This window comes from Microcystis sp. M144S2 (assembly GCF_020246065.1).
GTDB lineage: Bacteria > Cyanobacteriota > Cyanobacteriia > Cyanobacteriales > Microcystaceae > Microcystis > Microcystis ichthyoblabe_A.
In genome coordinates, this window is record NZ_JADBTR010000059.1 from 21,376 (window position 1) to 44,307 (window position 22,932).

Annotated in this window: 26 protein-coding genes; 9 read left to right on the plus strand and 17 right to left on the minus strand. The window is 42.6% G+C overall.

The window, feature by feature from the left end:
* Nucleotides 1–219 precede the first annotated feature (219 nt).
* Nucleotides 220–942, plus strand: a complete 723-nt coding sequence (gene grpE, locus IM462_RS07700; protein WP_287700225.1) for a nucleotide exchange factor GrpE — start codon at nt 220–222, stop codon at nt 940–942.
* 127 nt (nt 943–1,069) lie between these two features.
* Here grpE and IM462_RS07705 read toward each other — a convergent pair whose 3' ends face one another.
* Entirely contained in the window at nt 1,070–1,729 is a 660-nt protein-coding gene (locus tag IM462_RS07705) for an HAD-IA family hydrolase (protein WP_287700226.1), read from the minus strand.
* Nucleotides 1,730–1,819: 90 nt separating this feature from the next.
* On the minus strand, nt 1,820–3,784 hold the full coding sequence (locus IM462_RS07710; RefSeq protein ID WP_287700227.1) for an amylo-alpha-1,6-glucosidase: 1,965 nt from the start codon (nt 3,782–3,784) through the stop codon (nt 1,820–1,822).
* 90 nt (nt 3,785–3,874) lie between these two features.
* Here IM462_RS07710 and rpmH point away from each other — a divergent pair, with 90 nt between their 5' ends.
* The 5 genes from rpmH to IM462_RS07735 all read left to right on the plus strand — a co-directional run bounded on the left by rpmH (nt 3,875) and on the right by IM462_RS07735 (nt 6,513).
* Entirely contained in the window at nt 3,875–4,012 is a 138-nt protein-coding gene (gene rpmH / locus IM462_RS07715; protein ID WP_002739276.1) for a 50S ribosomal protein L34, read from the plus strand.
* Between the two features lie 26 nt (nt 4,013–4,038).
* On the plus strand, nt 4,039–4,401 hold the full coding sequence (gene rnpA / locus IM462_RS07720) for a ribonuclease P protein component (protein WP_287700228.1): 363 nt from the start codon (nt 4,039–4,041) through the stop codon (nt 4,399–4,401).
* Nucleotides 4,391–4,786, plus strand: coding sequence for a PH domain-containing protein (locus tag IM462_RS07725; protein WP_002784373.1), 396 nt, complete (start codon nt 4,391–4,393; stop codon nt 4,784–4,786). Before rnpA ends, IM462_RS07725 begins: the two co-directional genes overlap by 11 nt.
* Before the next feature lie 84 nt (nt 4,787–4,870).
* Entirely contained in the window at nt 4,871–6,019 is a 1,149-nt protein-coding gene (gene yidC, locus IM462_RS07730; RefSeq protein WP_002739053.1) for a membrane protein insertase YidC, read from the plus strand.
* Nucleotides 6,019–6,513 carry a Jag family protein gene (locus IM462_RS07735; protein WP_002742607.1) on the plus strand — a complete coding sequence of 165 codons (495 nt, stop codon included), beginning with the start codon at nt 6,019–6,021 and terminating at the stop codon, nt 6,511–6,513. The genes yidC and IM462_RS07735 overlap by 1 nt, the downstream gene beginning before the upstream one ends.
* Nucleotides 6,514–6,619: 106 nt before the next feature.
* Here IM462_RS07735 and IM462_RS07740 read toward each other — a convergent pair whose 3' ends face one another.
* From IM462_RS07740 to IM462_RS07755, 4 genes are all read right to left on the minus strand, one after another.
* On the minus strand, nt 6,620–7,018 hold the full coding sequence (locus IM462_RS07740) for a hypothetical protein (RefSeq protein WP_002738634.1): 399 nt from the start codon (nt 7,016–7,018) through the stop codon (nt 6,620–6,622).
* A gap of 305 nt (nt 7,019–7,323) precedes the next feature.
* Nucleotides 7,324–7,533, minus strand: a complete 210-nt coding sequence (locus IM462_RS07745) for a hypothetical protein (RefSeq protein WP_002752080.1) — start codon at nt 7,531–7,533, stop codon at nt 7,324–7,326.
* A gap of 11 nt (nt 7,534–7,544) precedes the next feature.
* Complete coding sequence (locus IM462_RS07750) at nt 7,545–9,224, minus strand: glycosyltransferase family 39 protein (protein ID WP_287700229.1); 1,680 nt, start codon at nt 9,222–9,224, stop codon at nt 7,545–7,547.
* A gap of 1 nt (nt 9,225) precedes the next feature.
* Nucleotides 9,226–9,801, minus strand: a complete 576-nt coding sequence (locus IM462_RS07755; RefSeq protein ID WP_002738922.1) for a hypothetical protein — start codon at nt 9,799–9,801, stop codon at nt 9,226–9,228.
* A gap of 236 nt (nt 9,802–10,037) precedes the next feature.
* Between IM462_RS07755 and IM462_RS07760 the strand changes: the two genes are divergently transcribed.
* Nucleotides 10,038–10,232 carry a hypothetical protein gene (locus tag IM462_RS07760; protein ID WP_002738625.1) on the plus strand — a complete coding sequence of 65 codons (195 nt, stop codon included), beginning with the start codon at nt 10,038–10,040 and terminating at the stop codon, nt 10,230–10,232.
* A 176-nt stretch (nt 10,233–10,408) separates the two neighbouring features.
* Here the strand turns inward: IM462_RS07760 and IM462_RS07765 are convergent, their stop codons facing one another.
* Nucleotides 10,409–11,938, minus strand: coding sequence for a pyruvate kinase (locus IM462_RS07765; protein WP_287700230.1), 1,530 nt, complete (start codon nt 11,936–11,938; stop codon nt 10,409–10,411).
* A gap of 473 nt (nt 11,939–12,411) precedes the next feature.
* On the opposite strand from IM462_RS07765, the gene gatB reads away from it, so the two are divergent.
* Together gatB and IM462_RS07775 are read left to right on the plus strand one after the other, a co-directional pair.
* The gene (gene gatB, locus IM462_RS07770) at nt 12,412–13,884 is read left to right on the plus strand and encodes an Asp-tRNA(Asn)/Glu-tRNA(Gln) amidotransferase subunit GatB (RefSeq protein WP_287700231.1); all 1,473 of its coding nucleotides are present in this window, start codon (nt 12,412–12,414) and stop codon (nt 13,882–13,884) included.
* A gap of 320 nt (nt 13,885–14,204) precedes the next feature.
* Nucleotides 14,205–14,855 (plus strand): ParA family protein, encoded by a 651-nt coding sequence (locus IM462_RS07775; RefSeq protein WP_002745320.1) that lies wholly within the window; start codon nt 14,205–14,207, stop codon nt 14,853–14,855.
* Nucleotides 14,856–14,872: 17 nt separating this feature from the next.
* On the opposite strand, the gene IM462_RS07780 is transcribed toward IM462_RS07775, so the two are convergent.
* From IM462_RS07780 to IM462_RS07825, 10 genes are all read right to left on the minus strand, one after another.
* Nucleotides 14,873–15,325 (minus strand): DUF8637 domain-containing protein, encoded by a 453-nt coding sequence (locus IM462_RS07780; RefSeq protein WP_287700232.1) that lies wholly within the window; start codon nt 15,323–15,325, stop codon nt 14,873–14,875.
* A 48-nt stretch (nt 15,326–15,373) separates the two neighbouring features.
* Entirely contained in the window at nt 15,374–16,156 is a 783-nt protein-coding gene (locus IM462_RS07785; RefSeq protein ID WP_194017704.1) for a pentapeptide repeat-containing protein, read from the minus strand.
* Between the two features lie 701 nt (nt 16,157–16,857).
* Nucleotides 16,858–17,520, minus strand: coding sequence for a Na(+)/H(+) antiporter subunit B (locus tag IM462_RS07790; RefSeq protein ID WP_287700233.1), 663 nt, complete (start codon nt 17,518–17,520; stop codon nt 16,858–16,860).
* Nucleotides 17,520–18,062 carry a DUF4040 domain-containing protein gene (locus IM462_RS07795; RefSeq protein ID WP_002783132.1) on the minus strand — a complete coding sequence of 181 codons (543 nt, stop codon included), beginning with the start codon at nt 18,060–18,062 and terminating at the stop codon, nt 17,520–17,522. The genes IM462_RS07790 and IM462_RS07795 overlap by 1 nt, the downstream gene beginning before the upstream one ends.
* Before the next feature lie 8 nt (nt 18,063–18,070).
* Nucleotides 18,071–18,340: a monovalent cation/H(+) antiporter subunit G gene (locus tag IM462_RS07800; RefSeq protein WP_002752066.1), complete on the minus strand. Its 270-nt coding sequence runs from the start codon at nt 18,338–18,340 to the stop codon at nt 18,071–18,073.
* Nucleotides 18,337–18,588 (minus strand): hypothetical protein, encoded by a 252-nt coding sequence (locus IM462_RS07805; RefSeq protein WP_002739224.1) that lies wholly within the window; start codon nt 18,586–18,588, stop codon nt 18,337–18,339. Before IM462_RS07805 ends, IM462_RS07800 begins: the two co-directional genes overlap by 4 nt.
* Nucleotides 18,585–18,968, minus strand: coding sequence for a Na+/H+ antiporter subunit E (locus IM462_RS07810; RefSeq protein WP_287700234.1), 384 nt, complete (start codon nt 18,966–18,968; stop codon nt 18,585–18,587). Before IM462_RS07810 ends, IM462_RS07805 begins: the two co-directional genes overlap by 4 nt.
* A complete protein-coding gene (locus IM462_RS07815; RefSeq protein WP_287700235.1) occupies nt 18,965–20,401 on the minus strand; it encodes a cation:proton antiporter in 1,437 nt (478 codons plus the stop codon). The genes IM462_RS07810 and IM462_RS07815 overlap by 4 nt, the downstream gene beginning before the upstream one ends.
* On the minus strand, nt 20,398–20,745 hold the full coding sequence (locus tag IM462_RS07820; protein ID WP_002801104.1) for an NADH-quinone oxidoreductase subunit K: 348 nt from the start codon (nt 20,743–20,745) through the stop codon (nt 20,398–20,400). Before IM462_RS07820 ends, IM462_RS07815 begins: the two co-directional genes overlap by 4 nt.
* A gap of 127 nt (nt 20,746–20,872) precedes the next feature.
* Nucleotides 20,873–22,297, minus strand: a complete 1,425-nt coding sequence (locus IM462_RS07825) for a Ni/Fe hydrogenase subunit alpha (protein ID WP_287700236.1) — start codon at nt 22,295–22,297, stop codon at nt 20,873–20,875.
* Nucleotides 22,298–22,932 lie beyond the last annotated feature (635 nt).

Genomic DNA, 22,932 nt, shown 5'->3' on the forward strand with positions numbered 1-22,932 from the left:
CTACCCTTTAATTTCTCCAATTCTACCGAGAAAATTGCATTCTAGCAAAAATTTTTCCAGATCACTGATTATTTATCGGGGCTGCCTATATCTAGTTACGGATATTGTCCACAAAATGTTACATTAAGGGTTAAACCTTGATTATTAGCTGGTACTTAAAGACCAAAATCAGCATTAAACGGTCATATATTGCCAAATTCCCCACTAAAATCCTATACCATGAGTGCAGAACCAAATACCTCAGCAATTTTCGACGAAAACCAGGAATCCTTTTCTAATTCCCCTGAATCTCTTGCAAACCAATCGGAAGCTACTGTCACTGATCAAGCCAAAACGGTGAAAGACCAGGCCGCCTCTAGCGAGGGAAAATCCCTTCTGGAGGGAATGACTATCGATTTTCTACAAGAGGAAATCGACACTCTCAAACAGCAGTTAGAGGAACAAACCCAACAGGTTGATGCCTACAAGAAACGCTATATCACTCTAGCAGCCGAGTTCGACAATTTTCGCAAACGCACAGCCAAGGAAAAAGAGGAACTGGAAACAAAAATCAAGGGCAAAACCCTGATGGAAATTCTTGGTGTGGTGGATAATTTTGAGCGCGCCCGTACTCAAATTAAACCAGCTAATGATGGCGAGATGGGTATTCACAAGAGTTACCAAGGGGTCTATAAAACCTTAGTGGACAGTCTCAAGCGTTTAGGCGTTTCCCCCATGCGTCCAGAAGGTCAACCCTTTGATCCCACCTACCACGAAGCGATGATGCGGGAGTACACCGATGAACATCCCGAAGGCACGGTGGTGGAGCAGTTAGTGCGAGGATACACTCTCGGAGAACAGGTTCTGCGTCATGCTTTGGTAAAAGTGGCTGCCCCCAAAGAGACAGACCCTAATGCTGATCAGTCAGAATCTACTTCCATTCCATCCCAGGAATCGGTCTAAAATCCCGATGGGGATTAAACTGGTTTGAGGGTTAGGTATTAGCCGGTAGGGTCTGTATTCCCTCCCTATCCCCTATCCCCACTGACTTGAAAGTGGGAAGTGGGAAGTGGGGAGAAGGTTTTTAGATTTATTCAGCAAACCCTCTGGCTCTTTTAATTAAAAATGCTTCTATACCCAAGACTTTTGCCCCTTGGTAGTCCTCTTTTTTACTATCGCCAATATGCCAAGCTTGTGCGGGAGGACAATCATGTTTTTCCAGGGCAATCTGAAAAATTTCAGGAGCGGGTTTAGCTGCTCCTACCTGAGAAGAAATCGTGATCGATCGAAAAAAATATTCTAAGCCTAATTCGGCCAAAACTTGATAGATACGACTATCAAAATTAGAAATAATGCCCAACTCGATCCCCTGAATCTGCCAGAGTCTTAAAGCGGGAATGACATCCTCGTACAGGACCCAAGGCTCGGCCGTGGCAAAATGATGATAAAGTTCGCCAAAAAAAGCCTCAAAATCGGGAAATCGTTCCAGATAACCTAAATCATTAAAAACTGCTCCAGTCAGCGATCGCCACCAGCGATACTCTAACTGAGGAATTTGTGCCAGTTCAACGTTAGGAAAAGCTAGGGGGGGAGAAGTGGGGAAAATAGCGGAGAAAGACTGTTCTAGAGGCTCGGCCGCCACCTCTACCCCAAAATCAGCTGCTATTTGACTATAAATTGCTCCGACACTGCCTTTTACTCCAAAAAGAGTACCCACAGCATCGAGAAAAATAACTTGCGGTTTCTGCATGAGAGTTTTGTCTATAACGGTCGAACTGAGGTTTTTAGGGTCGGACTTTTAGCTGGCCTAACACACCTAACAATCGCTCATTTTAAAGGATTATGGCGAAAATTCTCGGATCACTTGCCAAACCCTTAACACCTCTGCCACCGTCCATGCTTGGGCAAAAGCTCCCCTAGGGGTAAAAGGAGCATTACCATCGAAAATTTCACTTAAATTACCGATACAGCTATCCCGAAGATGGTCGATCATCGGTGTTAAAAAACTCTCAGCTAGGATGGGATCGCGATAGACTTTCAGATGGGCCTCGATAAATGCCCCTAATAACCATCCCCAGACTGTTCCCTGATGGTAGGCACTATCTCTTTTTAAGCGATCGCCACTGTAAACGCCACGGTAATCAGGATGATCGGCATCTAGTGATCGCAAACCGCGAGAAGTCAACAATTTTAAAGCACAAATATCGACAATGGCCTTTTTCTGTGGGGAATTTAATAACTCCTCCACCGACAAAGACACGGCAAAAAGTTGATTCGGTCGTAAACTGGCATCATTACCCTTGTCCGTATCCAAAACATCATAACAATACCCCAGAGAATCGTCCCAAAAGCGAGAAAACCCTTGTAAGGTCATTTTTCTCATTTTTTCGTAATCAGTGGCATCCATGCTCAAATACTGGGCAAATTGAACCATAATTTTTAGGGCATTGAACCAAAGGGCATTAATTTCTACGGGTTTGCCGATGCGGGGAGTAATCACCCGATCATCAACTTTGGCATCCATCCAAGTTAACTGTACTCCCGTTTCGCCGGCATAGATCAAACCATCATCATCTAGGTGAATATTGTAGCGAGTACCGCAACGAAACCAAGCGATCACTTCCTTTAAAGCGGGATAAATAGTTCTGAGAAACTCAAAATCTTGGCTTTGGTTAAAATAGGAACGAATGGCTTCAAAATACCAAAGAATAGCATCGACAGCGTTATATTCGGGTATTTCTCCGCCATCGGGTAGCAAATTCGGCAATAAACCCCGGTCTAGATAACGGGAAAAAGTTAGTAAAATCTGACGCGCGATCGCAGGTCTGCCTGTAGTCAAAGTTAATCCTCTTAGGGAGATCATCGTATCGCGACCCCAATCACCAAACCAAGGATAACCCGCGATTATCGTTTTGCCCTCTGGTTCATCGGGGAGAGGACGACTAACGATAAACTGGTCGGCAGCGAGGGTAAGTTGTTGAATCCATGGCGGCTGCTGGGGATTAATCAGACTACTCTCGTAGCGATAGCGAGACTCTAGAGAAGATTGACCGTTTAAATTCGGATCGGGACGGGTACTAGCGGCAATTGTCACCGATTCTCCCACTTTAAGAGTAGCCGAAAAACTAGCCCCATGGAGATGATTTTCCCGATCGATTAAACCACGATAACGTTCCACGGCCAAATCAAAGCGATAATACCAGATATGAGCAGGAAAAACCTCTCCTTGACTGATTAATAGATAAAAAGGTACAGCATTGTTATATGCAATCACTCTTACTCCTTTTTCCAGAGGACTAATATCCATTTGCCAGTTAAAACTCTGGGTATTGCCGTGAAAATCACGATAATTGACAAAAGCAGTGAGATTCAGGGTTAAAGGAGAATTGCCGCGAAGGTAGGTATAGCGAGTATAGGTGGTATTTTCTCCCGGTTCCATCCAGATACGCTTTTCTAGTAAGGCATCCCCACAGATAAAAGTCCAGACGGGAATTGTCCCTTCCAGATGAAAACTTTCGATATTAATATAGCCTTGTGGTTCGATCGTAGCACCTAACCAGCGATTGCTGGCCAGATGATAGAGTTTTTGGTTATATTGTACCGATTCATCGATTTTAGTCACTAGAAGCGTTCTTTGCGTCGGTGGAGCCAAAGCAGCGATCAAGAGGCCATGATAACAGCGAGTTAGTAATCCAGCCACGGTTCCCGCAGCAAAACCACCAATACCATTAGTGACTAACCATTCGCGCTTTTCAGCCACCGGCAGATAATTACAGATATCCCGACCGAAACGGAGCTTGACCATGAGCTTCCCAATTCCTAGTAATTTTGTTATAATCAAAAATTGTGTCTTTATATCTATAGACTAACTCTATCTTAAGGAGAAAAATCAGCAGTGAGTAAACGTACTTTAGAAGGAACCACGCGCAAACAGAAGCGCACTTCCGGATTTAGAGCGAGAATGCGTAGCGTCAACGGACGTAAAGTGATTAAAGCTCGTCGGAAAAGAGGGCGCTATCGTTTAAGTGTTTAGGTTATTCTGGGAACCGACTAATTTTCGTGGGACTACCCCAAATTCATCGCTTAAAACATCGACAGGATTTTCAAGCTGTCTATGGAACAGGGAAGCGTTATCACGGTTCCCACTTAACCTTAATTAGTTTAGAGGATTCTTGCCTAGATACCCCCGAACCGAGTCGTTTTGGTATCTCGATTAGCAAGAAAGTTAGTAAAAAAGCGGTGGTTCGTAATCGACTAAAAAGGCAAATACGAGCGGTAATTCGGCAGTTATTGCCAGAAATAGCGGCAGGATGGCGAGGGATAATCATTATCCGTCCAGGGGCGATCGAGTGCAATTATGAACATTTTTTGCGAGAATTAAAGCAGTTGTTAGTGAAGGCGAATATAATTCATGGGCATTAAAGAAGAAACTTTTTATGAAGGCGGTCCGCACATCGGCGACCTAATCATCAATATCCTGCTAGGATTTACGGTGATTTGTTTGCCTTTAACCGTTGGGGCAGTGGTACGGGCAATCTGGTTAAGATATAAGATAACCGATCGGCGGATTTCGATCACCGGGGGTTGGATGGGACGCGATCGCACGGATATTATCTATTCAGAAGTGGCAAAAGTGGCAAAAATGCCGAGAGGAATTGGTGTTTGGGGGGATATTGTCGTAACTCTCAAGGATAGAAGTCGTTTAGAAATGCGCGCGATGCCGAAATTCCGGGAAATTCATGACTATATTGCCGAAAGAGTCGCCGATAAAACCGGTCGTCCCCTAGAATCGATCATCAGTCAATAAAACAAAATAATCGATCGCCGAGATTCGATAAATTAGATTTGTTACAAGTGAACCCCATTAAACGAGAAGGCATAGATTAAACCCATGGATTTTGGAGTCGGATTTATTTCCACAAATATCATGTTGCCAATCCTAGATTTTTTCTTTCGGATTGTGCATAGTTACGGTTTCGCCATCATTGCTTTAACGCTAGTGGTGAGATTTGCCGTCTTTCCCCTCAGTGCCGGCCAGATTCGCAATATGAGAAAAATGCGAATCACTCAACCCTTGATGAAGGAAAGACAGGCAGAAATTCAACAACGCTACAAAAATGACCCGCAAAAACAACAGGAGGAAATGGGCAAATTAATGCAGGAGTTGGGCAATCCCCTAGCCGGTTGTTTACCCCTGTTATTACAAATGCCGATTCTTTTGGCTTTATTTGCAACGCTGCGGGGTTCCCCCTTCTCGGATATTAACTATACCGTCGATTTACAAGTGCTGCCAAGCGAACAAATCGCCCTCGTCCAGCGCCAACCCTATGGCACCAAACCCCAAAACGTCTATATTGACGAGTCTCTCCACTATCCCATCACCGCTTTTTTACCCCAAGGCAATAAAATCGCCCCGGGAGAACAGGTAAAAATCGACCTGCAAAACGACCAGGGCAAGTCTTTAAGCCAATTAGCCACGGAAGCACCCGAAAATAACCTAAAACCCACCTACGAGGTGGTTAAAGGTCAAGAACTGGTGCAAGTTAATGAAGACGGTTCCATCGTCGCTTTAGCCCCCGGAGATGCCAGTATTAAAGTTATCGTGCCGGGGATTGCCGCTAATACGGGTTTTCTCTTTATTGAGGCCCTGGGAAGAATTGGGGCAACCGGTGCCAATGGTGAAATTCACTGGGATATTTTGGCGATGGTGATCGCTTTCGGTATTAGTATCTATGTTAACCAAGAGTTATCCGGTGCCGGCGCGCCTTCGGGGGGGGCAGCCCAACAACAGCAAACGGTGAATAAAATCACCCCGATAATTTTTAGTATGATGTTCCTGTTTTTCCCCTTACCGGCGGGGGTATTGATGTATATCTTAACCGCGAACATCTTCCAAACTATTCAAACGGTGATTTTGATGCGGGAACCGTTACCGGAAAACCTGCAAAAATTGGTAGCGGAACAGGAAAAAACGGAAAAATCCCGCGATGCTCTCCCCTTTGAAAAACGTTCTAGCAAGAAAAAGGAAAAAACATCGTAATGAGTATATGGGAGCAAAATAGCGAGAAAGCTAAACAATGGCTGGAAAAACTGCTAAAGTTGATGGCCATGCCCGCAGATGTCCAGATTGGTGTGCAGGAATTGGGAACTGGACCTTCCTCCTGTTGGTTGATTATTGATAGCAGTCAATTGAGTCCCCAACAAGTGGAACTCCTCCTCGCTAACAAGGGTGAGGGACTAGATGCGATTCAATCCCTAGCTAATACGATTCTAAATATTGGTGTCGAGTCAGCAGAACATCAGTTCTATATTGTCGAAATCAACGGCTATCGTCAACAAAGACAGTCAGAACTCTTCGACTGGGTGAATCAAGCGGCGACGCAAGTGCGGCAAACAGGGCAGGAAATAGAATTAAAAGCCCTATCTTCGGCGGAACGTCGCCAAATTCATGCCTTTTTTCAGGAAGAAAACGATTTAACCACGGAAAGTCGCGGCGTGGAACCCGATCGCAGATTAGTGATTCGTTTAAAGTAGGATCAAAGGGTGGGGTAAAACCTGCCCTCTTTTTTATTTTAGGCTTTAGCCTTCTTGCTCACTCTAAAATTGAGTTGAGAATTACCACAGCCAGGGAGATATAAAATTAGAAAATCCGACCACCTCGACGGTTGGGGGCTAAACCACGATTACTGGGTGTAAAGCAGTAGGCATCGCGATTGATTCGTCGAATATTCTCTTGTAAAAATCGATCACAATTGCCCTCTGGAACGATAATTGTTTGATAGAGCGATTTTCCCGATAGATTACTATAGTAAGGAATCCAAAGAATACCCAGATTTTGAAATCCATATTTGAAGTGTAGTTCTTCCCCGCGTTTCTTTGCTTCGTATTCGGTCTTCCAAGCTGACTCGGCAATTACTCGCAGACCTTCAAAATCGGCACTGTGCCAGTCAAGACGTGGAGCAGCGAAAACCTCACCGAAAAATGTACTCGAAAATGCCATGCACATCATCAATAAAGTGATTTCTTGTCTGATATTCATGAAAAATTGATAACTGAAATATTTTTTATTTTAACCTCAGTTCAAGATAAGCCGAAACCCTAATTTTACCTTAGCCAGTCAGTCCTATTCTTTCCTGAAAGTCATGGTAAAATCTGCCTAACCCGAACTGACGTTATTTTAGCCAGATATCTCCTTTCTCTTCTGTCTTTTCGCCTGTTTTTGCTCTCAAAGCTCTGGCAGCCAAAATTTTGTCATCGATTGACGTTGTTAATAGTGGGATTAACTCCCCATTCAACTTTAAAAACACCCCACACCCACGCAAAACTTTTTGCCGCAAACCCTAGTTAATAACTTAACTTCAGAGCATTTACTGGTACATCATCCCAGGATTCTACGGTTCTTAAAACTGCCACCCATCCCGCTTGTTTTTGTTCGTCCGTAAGATTGGTTAACCAACTTTGATGACAATCTTTTGCTGCTTGTTCATCTTGACAGGCAATACAAGCTTGTACTAAACCGCAGGGGTCAATCTGTTCATTTACCCAAATAATCATAGTTAATAGCCCTACTTAACTTTACTATTATAATCCATTGATCGCCCACAGAGAAACTTTTGATATTCATAACCTGTTACATAATTGGAGGATAACTCTGAAGGTTGACAGTCCGATAAATCTATTGAAGAATGGAAATTAATTAACCATAATTCAAAAGGAAGAGAAGATGACAGATTAAAATTTGGCTTTTGTTCTGGGTTAACTAAGATAAACTTAGGGTTTTTATCGGGAAATCTTTGGTTAAATTCCCAAGCAATTCCCATCATTTCTCCCACCTGCACCAAACTCCTATAGCTAGTGGCAATTACTAACGGATAACGGCTATTATTTTCGATGGTGGTAACTAATTTATCTGGGCGATAATACTTACGATAGCCTAAATTAAAAGTCACACTTAGGGAACTAACTAAAGCCATGATAATGACAATAATTACTATTCTTTTCTGCTTCCTTTGCCAACAATTATCTAATAAAATTGCCAGAATTAAAATTACCGAGGGAAAGTAAACAAAACTATATCTAGCTCCCCGGGTAATATCGATCGAAAGCAGATAAGTGATGACAAAGAAAATAGCAATTGAACTGAGAAAAAATGCCGAGAGAATGCCTAATTCTGGTTTATAGGAGTCTAGCCACGCTGTTTTTAATTGTGGGATAATCCAGAGAAAAAACCCGATCATTATTGCCCCAGAAATCAAAATAATTATTAAAGATTCTGATTCAACGGGGAGCAGGGAAAGCATAGTAATTAATGTTCCCAGCAATTGAAAAAAGGGGCTAATTACGGACAAAAAACTATCATTGTCTCTCTGAATCCAACCAGTCATCTGATTGCCATAATCTTTGGGGACAAACGTGATAAACCAAATAATAATAAAGCTCAAGTTACCTAAAAAAACTAAACTTAAACGCCACCAATTAGTTATCCAAAAGTTTTTTTGTTTGAATTGATTGGATAAAATCAATAATAAAGTTATCGCTTCCGCGAGGATAGTTAAACTAAAAAAATAGTGAACTAATAACCCGAGACAGTTGACAATTAACCAGAAAAAAACCAAAGTATGGGATATTCTCTTATGGTCGATAATTTTGCTGCTTGCCTTAAGAAAACAGCCTAAAGATATGAGGACAAATACAACCGCTAAAGTATAATGACGCGCTTCTTGGGAGATAAAAACCCCATAGGGAGAAACCGCCATTAAAATCGCCGCCAGAAAAGCGATCGAGCCTGATTTAAAGACCAATTTACTGATAAAATAAATTAGAGGAATCGAAATAACTCCCCAAAAAACTGCCAGCGATCGCATTCCTTCTAAAGATACATATTCTCCCCGATCAAAGAATAATTTATTCCAGAGATAGGCGAAAATAAAATATAAAGGTGGATGATTGTCCTCCTGAATAACTAATTTAATTACATCGGCAATAGTTGCCTGATGGTTGCTCTGGAGAGGTGCTAATAAAGTGTCTAGGGAAATTATTTGATTTAACGGCACTATCTGGTAATTATTGCCAATACTAAAAACCATAGTGGCAAATTCATCCGTCCAGGGAGGTTTGCTCGTTAATTGTATTAACCTAATAACCAGTCCCAAAATTATTACTAATCCTAACCAAAAAAAATCAGACCAAGCTAACCGCTCCTTGCCTTTTTGTTGTAGATTAGAAATGACTGTAGATAAATTCAATTTAATTGTTATCTCCAAAAGATTCGATTATTTTAACCGCTTCCGATGGGGAAATATCTTGACGGCAATTAGGATAATCATACTCCTCCCGGGCAATTAATGCCCCACTGAGACGATAAAAATATTCTCCCATTTTCATCCAATCGGAATACAAATCGGGTTCGGGAAATTGTTGCCTTAATTCCGAGTCTTTGGGTGTACCATAATTAAGCCAGTATCCTTCTCCAAATAGTGGGGAATTGAGCGCTAGGGTTCCCTCTAATTCTAAACCATCATCGCCCCTGGCGTTTTCGATTCCTTCCACCAAAAAACAGCTATTCTCGGCATTTTCAAAGAGGACTGCGTATCCTTTCCCCTCTTCTGCGAGGATTTTAATCTCGCTGGCCCGAAATCCGGGGGGGATATAGTTAGGTAAAATAATCTTAGCATCTAGCGATCGCAGTTGTTGCCGTTGACTGGCGCTCAAAGTTACCGTTTCTGCTCTCAAATATTGCCCATTGTCAATAATAACAATAGATAATCCTAAAACTAAAGGCCAGAAAAATTTTATGGTCATAATCGCTGTTTCTAGGGTCATATTCTGGAGAATATGTCAGTTTTTAGGCAATTTACTGATTATTTAACCATATAAGCGACGAATATTGCCCTTTTCCTGTTCCCGATTCCCTATTTACCGATTCTAATCGACAAAAAATCATAGCTTATCTGTGGATTCCACTTTTTTCCACTTCTGTCACCCGGAATTATGGGACTGACATCACCCCAAACCCTCTCGTATTCTAAGGTTATCGACAGGAAAGAGAGGTAACAACCATGTTAGTCAGCCACCAAAATCCAACTTTTGTCCGTAACTACTTAATCGCAGTTATCTCCGTGGTGATGATGGGTGTGGGAGTTGCCGATCTCGTCAATAATCCCTCCCGAATCGCTCAACAAAACCGTCTTGATGGTTATGGTCGCTATGTTAGCGCTGGTTTGGTTAGTGGTGCGGTCAATAATATGCGTTAATTTGCCTCTGATTCTCAATCCTGTTGAAAAGGTGTGAGTAATTATGAATTATGAATTATGAATTATGAACTGGGGAGAATAAATAAAAATAATCTCCTGATAACTGATAACTGATAACTGATAACTGATAACTGATAACTAATAACTGATAACTAATAACTAATAACTGAAACTGCCTAAACCCAAGAATGGAGGGCGCGTAATTGGGGCGTTTTTTTAGCTTGGTGGCTCTGCATTCTTTGTAAAACATCATCGAGAATTGCCACCGCTTCTCGGATATATTCCCCCTTATTCAGCATGACACATTCGGCCCTTTCGGCCATAGCGGCATCGGTAATCTCGGCCCGGGAGGGAATACTTTTCTTGACCAGATTTTCTAGGACTTGGGTAGCCCAAATTACCGGAATATGGGCCGCTTCGCATAACCAGAGAATTTCCTCTTGAATTTCTGCGAGTCTTTGATAGCCAATTTCTACGGCCAAATCACCCCGGGCAATCATCACCCCAAAAGGTTGTTTACCGGCGGCATGAATGATTAATTCCGGTAGATTTTTTACGGCTAAAGGTGTTTCTATTTTGGCCACGATTGCTTTTTGTCGCCAAGCATCCCCCAAACGACTTTGTAACTCTAGCTGTAGTGTCTCGATATCGCTGGCTTTTTGTACAAAAGAGTAACCGATAATATCGGCATTTTCGGCAATAAAATCTAAATCTTGCCGGTCTTTTGCGGTCAAAGGATCGATATTTAAGACGGTATCGGGGAAATTTAGGCCCTTATCTGCTTTCAGTTTTTCCCCTTTCTCTCTGGCGTGGGTAATTTTTAGTAAAAGACCTTCCGGCATTATGGCAATAACTTCAGCCCCGATATGACCATCATCAATCCAAACTTTCGCCCCGACGGGAATTTGGGGAATAATTTCCGGTTGGGAACAATTAGCCTGAAAATACTGAGGATGGGCAGTATGGGGCGGTTGGGTGGTTAAGAGGAGAAAATCCCCTTGATATAGTCTGGTTTGGGACTGGGGGGCTAAAATCTCTTCTAAACGGATTTTTGGCCCAGCTAAGTCCATATAAACTTTACAGGTATGTCCATTGATTAAATTTTCGGGATTTTTGACCGCCTCGCGCAGATTTTCGATCATTCCCTGCCACTCTTTCGGGCCATCATGGGCGCAATTAATGCGAATACAGTCCATCCCGCAACGCAGTAATTGAGCGATAAAATCGGGGTCAGTTGCCGCCTCCGTCGGCATTGTCACCATAATTCGCACCCGACGCCGGGGGGAAGGCAGACCGAAAACTTCGGCGCTATGGGAGGCTAAAAGTTGATCGCCTTGAAAAAATGCCTCTAAAGGCGGATGTTTTGGCAATAATGAGGCTTCTTGATGACAAACCGCCCCTAAAGTGGCAATTACGGCATCGAGGGTCGGTAAAACTTTCGATTCAATCCGACCTAGGGAAGATAATCCCCAGGGCATTAAAGCTAATTGTAAATCCCGGATATCTTCTTGTCTCAGGGCGAGATAATAGGCTAAATTACGGGTGCTAGGTTGAAAATTCTCCTTTTCAATCAGGTTTTTCCACTGCTGCAATTTCTCCTCTCCTTCTACTGTCACAAAATGCCGTAACTTTTGCAGATGATGGAGGAGAGTTTGAGGGTAGGATAATTGTTCTCGTTTGAGTTGTTCTGAGAGAGTTAAAGACATAAAATTGAGTAAAAAGTAAAAATCGTCAATTACTCGCCTAGAAAATGATCACTTTCGCCGCTTATATTGCTTTTGGGCGGTTATGGGGTCAGTTCTTAGGTATAATCTCTCTGTTTCTATACTAAGCAAATATCTCGTCTCTAGAAGTTAATTTTTGCTACGATTTATGTCGGTTATCTTCATGGTGAGTTGGGAAGTTTTCGTTTTCGGGAGTCGGTGGTCGGTGGTCGATACTAGAAAGGCTAGGTTTATCGGTGAAAAATTATCGATAAGCTTCTTTAATCTTATGCCTTTGATCAAATTAAAAATAATGGCGGACATTGGTTGAATAAATTATCTTTTTTGGGCTATATTAAAGGTGACTAAAGTGATTAGTAACTACATTATTAAGTTTTATGAAGGGAGGGAATGCTCCAGAATCGCGACTATAATGATTAAACAGATCATTCCTGTGTCGGCGAGAGCGAGAAAATATGTCTGCCACTGAATACGAAGCAATTATCGGTTTAGAAACCCACTGTCAACTCAACACCAAAAGCAAGATATTTTGTCCCTGTCCCACCAACTTCGATAGTCCCCCCAATACTAACGTCTGTCCCATCTGTTTGGGTTATCCGGGGGTATTACCCGTCCTTAACCAAGAAGTCCTGGCCAGTGCCGTTAAACTGGGATTAGCTATCGATGGTAAAATCACACCTCATAGCAAATTCGATCGCAAACAGTATTTTTATCCCGACCTGCCGAAAAATTATCAAATTTCCCAGTATGATCTCCCTATTGTCGAACAGGGTCAACTAGAAATCGAGATCGTCGATAAAAAAACTAAGGAGGTTAGCCGCAAAATTATCGGCATTACCCGTCTGCACATGGAAGAAGACGCGGGAAAACTGGTTCATGCTGGCAGCGAACGTCTCTCCGGTTCCACCCATTCCCTCGTGGATTTTAATCGTACAGGTGTACCATTATTGGAAATTGTCTCGGAACCGGATTTACGCACTGGGGCCGAAGCGGCGGAATATGCCCAAGAATTAAGGCGTTTAGTGCGTTATCTAGGCATCAGTGACGGTAATATGCAGGAAGGTTCCCTGCGCTGCGATGTCAATATTTCCGTTCGCAAAAAAGGCACTGAAAAGTTCGGGACTAAGGTAGAAATTAAAAATATGAACTCCTTTAGTGCTATCCAAAAAGCCATAGAATACGAGATCGATCGACAAATTGAAGCGATCAAAAATGGGGAATTGATCGTACAGGAAACCCGTCTTTGGGAAGAAGCTACTCAACGGACGATTAGTATGCGGAAAAAAGAAGGTTCTAGCGATTATCGCTATTTTCCCGAACCGGATTTACCCCCCCTAGAAGTCTCCCCCGAACAGTTAAAAGCTTGGGCGGAAGAATTACCGGAATTACCCGCTCGTAAACGTCGTCGTTATGAAGAAGAATTTGGTCTTTCCGCCTACGATGCCAGGGTTTTAACCGATGATCGCACCGTGGCCGAATATTTTGAAACTGCCGTAATTGCGGGGGCAAATGCGAAATTAGTTGCTAACTGGATCAGTCAAGATATCGCCGCTTATTTGAATAATAATAAGCTGACGATCACAGAAATCGCCCTGCAAGCGTCAGACTTAGCTGAATTAGTTAAACTGATTGAAACCGGAACAATTAGTGGCAAAATTGCTAAGGAAATTTTACCCGAACTTCTCACCCAGGGCGGTTCACCCAAAGCGCTGGTGGAAAAGAAAGGATTAATACAAATTTCTGACAGTTCTGCGATCGAAAAACTGATCGAGGACATTATCGCCGCCCATCCAAGTGAGTTAGAAAAATTCCGTGCTGGTAAAACCAATCTTAAGGGATTTTTTGTCGGTCAAGTCATGAAAAAAAGCGGCGGTAAAGCCGATCCTAAATTAACTAGCCAAATCTTAGATCAAAAACTTTCTGGTTAGTTATATTCAGTGATCAGTAAACAGTAATCAGTAATCAGTGGGGAGCTTTTTTTCAGTGTTGCCAAAGGCACGGCGTAGCCGTCCAGTAAACAGTAATCAGTGAACTTAAAACTCAAATCTGATAACTGGTAACTGATAACTGATAACTGATAAGTAGCTGGTTATAATTAAATTGAAGATAGATTTTAGGTTCGATCCCCCCTGCCCCCCTTGATAAGGGGGGTGCCGGTAGGCGGGGGGATCCCCCCTTAATAAGAGGGGCATCTGATAACTTTTAACGCCTACTTACTTAACTGATAACTAATAACTGATAACTGAAAATGACCTCGCAATTAAAGCCTAATAGCCCAAAAATTCTCGCTGTTGTCAACGGTAAAGGTGGTGTGGGTAAAACCACCACTGCGGTTAATTTAGCGGCAATTTGGGGACAGAATCAGCGTGTTTTGCTGGTGGATGCGGATCCGCAGGGTTCCTCCACTTGGTGGGTAGAAAGAAATCAAGCGGGTATGGTATTTGATTTAGCCAAGCAAATTAATACAGAGAAATTAGGAGAATTGCGTCAAATTATCGAGTATGATCTGATCGTGATTGACACACCACCAGCTTTGCGTTCCGAATTACTTACGGCAGTAATAGCAGAATCAGATTATTTAATTTTACCGACTCCTCCCGCACCGATGGATTTAATGGCTTTAATTGACACGGTACGCACGGCAGTTAAACCCCTAGGAATTGCCTATCGGGTTTTGTTAACAAAAGTGGATTCTCGTAGTCTTAAGGAAACTTTGGAAGCACAAAATACTTTATTAGAATTAGGTATTCCCGCCTGTCATGCTTTTGTCAGAAATTATAAGGCTCACGAAAAAGCCGTTTTAGACGGGGTAGCTATTACCAATTGGCGCGGTAAAAACGCCCAAGAAGCCAGCGCCGATTATCGTCGTGTAGCCGAAGAATTAGAACGGGATTGGTAGATTTATGGACAGGTTTTCTAAGGACAATATTTTTGCAGTAAAGAAATCACTAAATCTAGACCATCGGGCTGAACTTGAACAGTATAGGCTTCCGCTTCAATTTGTCGGCTAAAACCCTCATAATTCATAAAAAATCTTCTGGTCATTGCTGGGGGTTCTATGCCTAAATTAAGCGCTTTAACTGTTTTGCCTCCATGACAAAGTTGAGCGGCATGGACAGCTTCATGAATTAATGTTGGTCGGGCAATACCTAAGTCAAAAACTAGGGGATGAATCCAAATAATTCTAGTTTTACTATCAAATAAACCATAGGCTCCTCGCACTGGTGGCGGGGCAAGTTTGACGATAAAATTGTGTTTTTCTAGAGCTTTTTGCAGACGTAAAAAATCAGGATTCGCCGCTGATAAATTCTCTTCTGCAGCTAATTGCATTCCTAGGAAAACAGCAGCGATTGTGTAATAAATGCCCATCCGGTGATAGTTCCTATTAAAGAAAAATCAAAATTAGCAAGAGGTTATTCATTGATGAATCGAACCATCGGGGAGAATTGTTCCTGTTAAAATTGCTCCAGTTAATTTCACCATAATACGCTTACCAAAGCCAATTTTTGCCCCGCGTAAATCCGCCGCCGACAGATCCGCCCCGCTTAAATCTGCCCCGATGAGATTGGCTTCCTGTAAATTTGCGCCTTTAAGGTTAGCTTCGAGGAGATTGGCGCGAAAAAGATTAGCTTTGTACAGATTAGCCTTTTCTAGGTTAACTTTGTGCAGGAAGCTATCGCTTAAGTCGGCATGGCTTAAATCTGCCCCGATGAGACTGCGACTAGAGAAATCTTTTTCCTTCAGGTTGGCTCCCTGTAAATCGGCTCCGTTTAAATCCCGATAGTGAGGGCGCCAGGCGGCATGATTGTGGACCTGATGGTTATTCTGGGAGTGGCTGTGTTGACTGTGGGTTTGTTGACTGTGGGTTTGTTGACTATGGGTTTGGGAATTTTGGCTGGGTTGGCTAGGGTGAGGCTGATAGGGGGACGCAGTTTTATAGGCGTGGGCGGGCTGTTTTTCAGTTTTAGGGGGGGAATTGGAGCGTTTAGGAGAATTTTGATGAATTTGCCGCAATTGTTCCCTAGCGTGGTTAATTTCTTGCAGTTTAGCGGTGGCTTTTTCCAAAAGACGCTGATTATCTTTGGGAATGCGATCGGGATGCCAAATAAACACCAAATCTTTGTAGGCTTGATTGATCTCATCGAGAGATGCCCCATGATCTAACCCTAAAACTTTATAGTATCGCTCCAATTCTTTCATTATCGAAGTCCTAATACAAGGATAAAAGCATTAATGGCTACAATTTCTCTGAGTCTTGTCGGATTTTCTAGGAGAGGATTTCTTTCAGGATAATTTGACTCTGGGAGAGTTGCCATAAAATTTGAGAAAATGTCTGGTAATTAAGAAAATCTCGTTTTTCTATCCTGTTTTGATGCGTAACTGTATAGCATATAACAGCAAAATTAGCAAATTATTGATACAAAACTTAATTTATGCTATTGGGGGGTAGGGAGAGGGAAGTGGGGAAGTGGGGGAGTGGGGAGAGAGAATTATTAATTATGAATTATGAAGTGGGGAAGCGGGCAGGGTGAGAGCATCTCAAACGCTATTGACAATTGGCCAATTTTGTGATCCGCTTACTGCGTAGGCATTTCAAATGATACCAGTCAATTAGAATAGTTAGGAAATCGACCCATTTGGTCTATTTTTGCTTAACAATTGAGATGGTAAATTCGACTCAAATATGCTTGAATCGTCCTCTGGGTAAGCAACTCACATAAAGTTCATTTTGTCAAGGATTGTTAAGATGCGCTTACCCTGCCCGTTGATAGTATCAATCTTATACTAAATCCGTTGAGTACAGGCTACTTATCAGGAGAGGCACTCATGCAAAACGGAAAATAAATAATCACTTTTTAATAACTGGATTTAGTATTAATTGAAATGACCATATTAACCTCTCACAATAAACCGCGATAGCGGATAAAAACGAGGATTACTGCCCAGGAACCTAAAGCTACTTTAACGGCGACTAAAATGTTTAGTATCGGCAAAATACCGCCACTAAATAGCGCACCTAATTCCCCGTGGGGTAACTCAAATCCTGAGAGAGTAATGGCGGCTAAAACAATAAAAACTAAGACGGAAATTTTCTCCCATGTTGCCGCTTGCCAACGGCGATAAATTGCTTGCATCCATTCGGGAGACGAGGTAATGGCTATTAAACCAATTGCCGTACCTCCAGCGACTCCGGCGGCAAAACCTCCCCCCGGACTTAAATGTCCGCGGATAGCTAATTCAATGCCCACTAAAGCGGCAATTGTTGCCCCTAAACGGGCTAAAATAATTGAAGGTTGGTCGGTAAATTGATGGATTTTACTGGCGGGTTTTTCTGTGGCTAAAAGAAAATTCGCCCCCATAATGGCAATGGTAAAAACAATCACTTCATAGATGGTATCGTAGAGACGATTACGAAAAATAACCACCGAAACCGCATTAGGAACACCGCCGTCGCGCACCAGGGATTCAACAATGTCTAGGGATAATATAGAGGAAGCAGTATTGGGAATAATTACCATTTTGACAGCGAAGGCAATGGCGGCTAGAGTGTAAATCCATTTCATTAGTGTTTCTCCTCTAATTTTGGGGTTTCAATACAAGTTAAAATCGTGTTGGCTGCCGTTAATTCATTTTTAAAAATATCGTAGAGATAGGGTAATCTAATTGTGGTTTCGTAGGGGATGGTTTCTGGATTGTCTTGACGGATACAGACGGCATGAATATCTTTATCCCTAAGTGCCTGTTGCAAAGCTTGTTTATCACTGTAGGCAACTAATTCTAAACGCATAAAACGCTTACTTAAAACCGTTTGTAGTTGAGTTTTTAACTGTTCTAAAACTGTATCGGTTTCCTCGGCAATTACTCCTAAACGCATCACTAAAGAAGAACGAATCGCCACCGCGTAGAGAGTTACGGCTAACATGGTTCCCATCAAAGCCTCGGTTAAAGATACATCTGCCGCCCCTAATAAAGCATAAACTAAGGCTGCTATTGCCCCTAAAACCCCGCGAATTACTAAAGCTTGATAGGGATTAGATTGTAACATCACCATCGCCGCAGTTAAAGGCAAGAGGGCAACAATAACATAGAGATAACTTTCATTCATCTTTAATTCTACTCTCGATCGCTAGAAGTATAAGCTAAAACGTAGCCTAACATGGTGTTCCAAATTGCTAGGGAAATTATTGCCAATAATAATAAAGGCCAATTTTGGGGAACTTTCAAAAGTAGCCCGAAAATAATCGCCATCGAACCCAAAGTATCAGCGACAGATAGACCATGTAATTTATATAATACCGAGCGCTTGTCTAAAAGATGCGCCGTTCCCCAAAACCAGAAAAAAACTCCGATAGCGATGCAGATATAACTGAAAATGTCAATCATGATTCGTTCAGTCGTTTAAGAATTTGTGCTAATAACATAAAGCCAGCATTACCGACACTGAGAATAATCACTGCTACCACTCCAATCATCCAATCATCCCGCAGAACCGACACCACTAGAATGATAATCGATGATTTACTGGAAGCACTGGCAAAGGCGGCCATTTTTTGCCAGATGTCATCATTTTTTGCCACTTCATAAAGGGGAATTAATAGGGCGACAATCATGGCAATGAGAACAATATTCATCCCTGGGTACTCCGTTTAATTACATGAACTTCATAACCCTCATTTTCCTTGTATTCGGTGACGATAGTTTTCGGGGTAAAGGTAATCAGAAATATATCCCAAAAAGCCAATCTGGGTGAACGTTTACCCGAAATTCTCTCGAAAATAATTTCTTCTTCCTTGTGGGGACGAAAGATAATTTCAAACGCTTCTTTATAAGCTTGGGGAATAGCTATAAAGACTTTAATTATTACCTTTAACCAATCGCCTAAAGTTTCGCTAGAGGCGAAATTACGGGGCAAAAGAAAAGCAATAGCCACCCCGATCATAATATTAGCGGGGGTAAAATTAGCGGTGAGCAAAAACCACATAGTTAAACGCAGAATTATATGTCCGATCATGCTAAGACCATCCAAAACAATAGAACTAACATTATACTCATCATACCGACGAGATTATCAAATTGTTCCCAGGCTCGCGATAATTTTAGGGATAACTTTTTGAAAACTCCCAGATATAACCACCACCCGGCACCAATGACAGCTAAAGCTTTGATAATATTGGGGATATTATAAGCTTCAACATAGACGGCATTGGATAAAAATAGGGCGGCAAGGAGCAGAATTATTGCTATCCAGAAACCGATAGTTAGCTTCTGTTTACTTTCGCCACCGGCGTGGGGTAAAAAGATAAATTTAGCAAAGGAAATCGCCGTCCCCACCGCCACAAGATTGATCATAATCTCTTGCCAAGGAACTAAATTTTTCATCGTTAACGCTTTCGCCCCAAAACCAGATAATAGGGGGAATCCAGAGATAGAAAAACTAGCAACCACTAGGGCAATCCAGAGGGAATTAGGGATCGATTGTTGCTGTAATTCTTTAAAATTGCGACTGGGTAAAACTCCCGCTAACAGAAATAGGCAAGATTTAACTAAACCGTGGGTAAGGGTATAAAAACCACTGACTACCGGGGCGGCTAAAATAAAACCTAACTGGGAAATAGTATGGAAGGCTAACATCCGCTTGCTATCCTTTTCAAACACTGCGTATGACACGCCAAAAATCGCCGTTAGCACCCCGAAAAGCCGAATTAGGACATCCAAATCCTCTAGGATTAAAGCACAGCGCAGGAGGGGAAAAATGCCAGCTTTTACCACCACCCCCGACATCAGCGCCGAGACGGAGGTTTCCGATTCCGAGTGTGTCATCGGTAGCCATAATCCCGAGACAAAGATTCCCCCTTTGACTAATAATCCCATGAAGATTAAAGCCAAGGCTTCGGGAGGTGCGTCCTTTAAACCAGCAAAAGCAAAGGAATTATTGGCTTTATAGACTAAAACCGCGCCGATTAGGTAAAATAACATCGCCACATTGCTGATAAACAGATAACGCAGGGCAACCCAGAGAGAGCGATCGCTGCGAGGATAGGCAATCACCAGAAAAGCGGCAATACTAATTACTTCTAGGGCAACGTAAACGCTAATAAAATCCTCACAGACGAAGACAGAATTAATGCTGCCGTGGAGAATGATAGCTTGAGCGTAAAAAAAGGCGGTTTTGCTACTTTCCCAGTTATAAAAAATAACTGCCATCGTCACCAGGGCATTAGTGAGGATAAAATAGGCACTTAACTGATCGGCTACCAGTCTCACGCCATAATTATCTAGTAGGTTAAGGGTTATGGGGGAGGATTGGCTAAATAGAAGGAGAGAATAGGCGAGAGAGATAATAGTGGCGGCGAGAGCCAGATATTTGTCTAATCGCGGCAATAAATAGATGATAAAGCCGATCAAAAAGGGTAAACTTATCCAAGCGATCGTTAAAGTATTCATGGTGTGTTATTTTTTTCTATCTCACTGCTGTCGAGGGTGGGGTTATCTTTGGCTAATTTCATCACTCCCACCAGCATTAACGCCTGAATGGAAAAACCGATGACGATCGCTGTTAAAATCACTGCTTGGGGTACAGGATCGGCGTAATCTTGCTGTTTAACTGTACTGAGGATGGGAGTAAACAAACCGTCACGGGAAGAAATCACCACATAGTAGGCGATAACACCCGTACTCATGACATCCATGGCGATAATCTTCATGATTAAGTTTTTTTTCAGGAATGTTCCTAAAAATCCGCACAAAACGGTGGCGAATACAAATAACTCTAGCAGGGGAATCGTCACTGGGCTTCTTGATTAGATTTGGTTATGAGTCAAAATACTTTTTCTAATTATCCTCGATCGAGTCATCGAGACCTAGGGTGTTAGGAGGAATTTGCCCTATTTCCCAACACCCTAACAACTTAGATAATTAACCCCTTTGTCGAGTATTAATCACCTCACCGGCTGCATTAACTAACTCTAGCTGTAGCGGCATTTGTCCCATCGCGTGAGTGGAACAACTTAAACAGGGATCATAGCAACGAATACCCGCTTCCACGCGGTTTAACATCGCTTCGGGAATTTCGCCACCATGGATATAATGTTGGGCGATTTGTTTCACCGTTTGATTCATGGCTAAATTATTATTACCCGTGGCAATAATCAAATTCACCGTTTCAATCAAACCATTTTCATCCACTTTATAATCATGGAATAAAGTACCCCGGGGCGCTTCACTAACTCCCACCCCTTGCAGATTATTAATTCCTGCTTCGGCCCGGCAGCGTTGAGAAACTATATCGGGATCGTCGATTAAACGTTCGATACGCTCTAAACAGCCTAAAATCTCCACTAAACGAGCATAATGATAGTAAAAAGAAGAGGTGGCTACACCACCGACCCGATGGCGATATTCGCGTAACTCCATATCCGCCCCCTCCGTGCCAAAATGGGAACAAACATTTAACCGGGCCAACGGACCAACTCGATAGATACCGTTGGGATAACCGAGGGGTTTATAGTAGGGAAACTTCAAATAAGACCATTTTTCCACTGATTCGCCGATATAATCGCGATAATTGTCTTCGCTCAGGTTATCGGCCACAATATTGCCTTGACTATCGGTAAAACGAATATGGCCACCGTAGTGTTCCCACTCGTCCCGTTTACCGACCAATCCCATAAACAGGGAAGGGAAATTACCAAAAGCGGCGATTTCTGTGGTTAAATTGTCTAGAAGTCCTTTAAAAAGGTTTAAAGCTGTGTAAAGAGTCGCTTTAGACTCCGGCAGTCGTTCTTTAATCCATTGTCGCCCTTCTTCGCTTAAGGGAGAACGCACACCTCCTGGGACAGACCAAGCGGGGTGAATTTTTTTCGCCCCCAAAAGTTCAATAACTTTCTGTCCAAATTGACGTAAACGGATGCCTGCTCGCGCTAGGTCGGGATCGGCGGCGATTAAACCGAAAATATTCCGTTTGGCGGGGTCACTTTCCCAACCAAGCAGAAAATCGGGACTGCTAAGATGGAAAAAGCTTAAAGCATGGGATTGGGTTAATTGTCCCAAATTCATCAAGCGCCGCAGTTTTTCCCCCGCAGGGGGGATTTGCACCGCTAGAATTTTATCGCCGGTTTTGGCGGCACAAAGTAGGTGACTAACGGGGCAAATCCCGCAAATTCGGGCAGTAATTCCCGCCATCTCCCACATCGGCCGTCCCTCGCAGAATTTCTCGAAACCGCGATACTCGACCACATGAAAACGCACATCATCCACTTCCCCCCCATCGTCAAGGAAAATCGAGATCTTGGCATGGCCCTCGATCCGGGTGACGGGATCGATAACGACGGTTTTAGTCATAGTAAGTCCTCATTGTTCAGGAGTTCCACAGAACGGTATTGTGGAGAGTGCGATCGAGCTTGGTTTAAACGATAATTTATCCCGATCTCCGCCCTGCTGTTTCTATGATAGTTATTACCCTCCTAGCAATCCTAATTTTTATAACAATTTTTCCCGATTCTCAATCGCGGCTAATTTGGCATTTTGTAGCAAATACTACAGAAAATAGTTCGGAAATCCGCAATGATTACATCTCCCTTTGCTGGTGTTGATCGGCCATTATATATATAGGAGTCGGTTCTCGGCTGTCAGTTTCCCTCTCAAAGCTGAGGGTGGAAGGGTCGGAAGTCAGCCAGATTGTTGAAGGCTAATCGGGAAAACCACCTTTTTGTCTTGTAATCTTACCTAACAGTATAAGCGGCACTGCCGATGATTCAGGAAAAAGCGACCCAAAAACAAGCGATTGTAGTTGATAGTTCTAGTCTATAATACTTTTGTTCTAGATGTTGGGGGAAAAAGGATAAACCTAACATCATACCAAAGAATGAATTAACTATGAACCTTTAGGGGGTTGTCTGCGTCTAAAAGCACAGGATACAATCAAAAGAATTCCGAATCAAACTCATACCGACTTCAGATAAGCCAGACTCACCCGC

Coding starts and splice junctions, on each gene's coding strand:
- grpE (WP_287700225.1), top strand. CDS start 220: ATGAGTGCAGAACCAAATACCTCAGCAATTTTCGACGAAAACCAGGAA.
- IM462_RS07705 (WP_287700226.1), bottom strand. CDS start 1,729: ATGCAGAAACCGCAAGTTATTTTTCTCGATGCTGTGGGTACTCTTTTT.
- IM462_RS07710 (WP_287700227.1), bottom strand. CDS start 3,784: ATGGTCAAGCTCCGTTTCGGTCGGGATATCTGTAATTATCTGCCGGTG.
- IM462_RS07725 (WP_002784373.1), top strand. CDS start 4,391: ATGGGCATTAAAGAAGAAACTTTTTATGAAGGCGGTCCGCACATCGGC.
- yidC (WP_002739053.1), top strand. CDS start 4,871: ATGGATTTTGGAGTCGGATTTATTTCCACAAATATCATGTTGCCAATC.
- IM462_RS07735 (WP_002742607.1), top strand. CDS start 6,019: ATGAGTATATGGGAGCAAAATAGCGAGAAAGCTAAACAATGGCTGGAA.
- IM462_RS07740 (WP_002738634.1), bottom strand. CDS start 7,018: ATGAATATCAGACAAGAAATCACTTTATTGATGATGTGCATGGCATTT.
- IM462_RS07745 (WP_002752080.1), bottom strand. CDS start 7,533: ATGATTATTTGGGTAAATGAACAGATTGACCCCTGCGGTTTAGTACAA.
- IM462_RS07755 (WP_002738922.1), bottom strand. CDS start 9,801: ATGACCCTAGAAACAGCGATTATGACCATAAAATTTTTCTGGCCTTTA.
- IM462_RS07760 (WP_002738625.1), top strand. CDS start 10,038: ATGTTAGTCAGCCACCAAAATCCAACTTTTGTCCGTAACTACTTAATC.
- IM462_RS07765 (WP_287700230.1), bottom strand. CDS start 11,938: ATGTCTTTAACTCTCTCAGAACAACTCAAACGAGAACAATTATCCTAC.
- gatB (WP_287700231.1), top strand. CDS start 12,412: ATGTCTGCCACTGAATACGAAGCAATTATCGGTTTAGAAACCCACTGT.
- IM462_RS07775 (WP_002745320.1), top strand. CDS start 14,205: ATGACCTCGCAATTAAAGCCTAATAGCCCAAAAATTCTCGCTGTTGTC.
- IM462_RS07780 (WP_287700232.1), bottom strand. CDS start 15,325: ATGGGCATTTATTACACAATCGCTGCTGTTTTCCTAGGAATGCAATTA.
- IM462_RS07785 (WP_194017704.1), bottom strand. CDS start 16,156: ATGAAAGAATTGGAGCGATACTATAAAGTTTTAGGGTTAGATCATGGG.
- IM462_RS07790 (WP_287700233.1), bottom strand. CDS start 17,520: ATGAAATGGATTTACACTCTAGCCGCCATTGCCTTCGCTGTCAAAATG.
- IM462_RS07795 (WP_002783132.1), bottom strand. CDS start 18,062: ATGAATGAAAGTTATCTCTATGTTATTGTTGCCCTCTTGCCTTTAACT.
- IM462_RS07800 (WP_002752066.1), bottom strand. CDS start 18,340: ATGATTGACATTTTCAGTTATATCTGCATCGCTATCGGAGTTTTTTTC.
- IM462_RS07805 (WP_002739224.1), bottom strand. CDS start 18,588: ATGAATATTGTTCTCATTGCCATGATTGTCGCCCTATTAATTCCCCTT.
- IM462_RS07810 (WP_287700234.1), bottom strand. CDS start 18,968: ATGATCGGACATATAATTCTGCGTTTAACTATGTGGTTTTTGCTCACC.
- IM462_RS07815 (WP_287700235.1), bottom strand. CDS start 20,401: ATGAATACTTTAACGATCGCTTGGATAAGTTTACCCTTTTTGATCGGC.
- IM462_RS07825 (WP_287700236.1), bottom strand. CDS start 22,297: ATGACTAAAACCGTCGTTATCGATCCCGTCACCCGGATCGAGGGCCAT.